The sequence below is a fragment of the Streptomyces actuosus genome (assembly GCF_016921115.1).
Classification (GTDB): Bacteria; Actinomycetota; Actinomycetes; order Streptomycetales; family Streptomycetaceae; genus Streptomyces; species Streptomyces actuosus_A.
Genome location: NZ_JAFFZS010000141.1, coordinates 1 through 666 on the forward strand (window position 1 = coordinate 1; position 666 = coordinate 666).

The 666-nt window shown below is 52.4% G+C and carries 2 protein-coding genes; both read right to left on the reverse strand.

What is annotated here, in order from left to right; all coding sequences use genetic code 11:
- Positions 1-25 precede the first annotated feature (25 nt).
- Positions 26-280 (reverse strand): P-type ATPase actuator domain-containing protein, encoded by a 255-nt coding sequence (locus JS756_RS38990; protein WP_498063055.1) that lies wholly within the window; start codon positions 278-280, stop codon positions 26-28.
- Positions 281-350: 70 nt separating this feature from the next.
- The coding region (locus tag JS756_RS38995) for a cation-transporting P-type ATPase (protein ID WP_205387459.1) at positions 351-666 on the reverse strand (316 nt) is incomplete at its 5' end.

The window sequence follows — 666 nt, forward strand, 5'->3', positions numbered from 1 at the left end:
TCAGAGTTACCTGGTGACAGGAAACTCACCGAATCTCCGCCCGAACGGTATCCCCCGTTTTCAGCTCGACCAGGTCACCCCGCACGATTTCCGATGATGGCACTGAGAGAGTCTTCCCACCTCTCGAGACAGTCCCTGTCGGTGAGGACAGTGAATGCAACGACTCCATAGTTTTCTCCGCGGCGTACTCCTGAAAGAACCCAACAACAATATTCAGGACAATGACGGCGCAGATCACTCCGCCCTCAATCCACGACTGAATTCCGAAACTGACCGCCATGGCCAGAATCAGCACCTGCAAAGAACAAATTGGATCAGATTTGGAAAGTTCTCAACAAAATTTCAAGATATCAACGGATAGTGGGTCCCTTAACTAGCATCATTGCGTTGGCCACCTGGCGCACGAGAATCTTGAGCACCGACACGCCCTCGCCTTCGTCCAATTTATTCGGACCATATTGTTGGAGACGGCGACTGGCTTCGTCGGGGGTCAGACCGTCGTCTAGCTGAGTACCGAGTTCCTTGATCACGGCTTCATAAGTAAGCGTGTGAGCCGGCTGGTGTAGTGGACTGCCACCCGATATAGTGTCAGGGGCGATGCTATGCTTTTCGTCTGGCATTGGAGAATCTCTGGTGAGTAGCTCGCTGTAGCTATGACTACTGAAC

What these genes read in the sequence shown, in the direction of transcription:
- JS756_RS38990 (WP_498063055.1), bottom strand. Translation starts at nt 280, where the DNA reads ATGGCGGTCAGTTTCGGAATTCAGTCGTGGATTGAGGGCGGAGTGATC.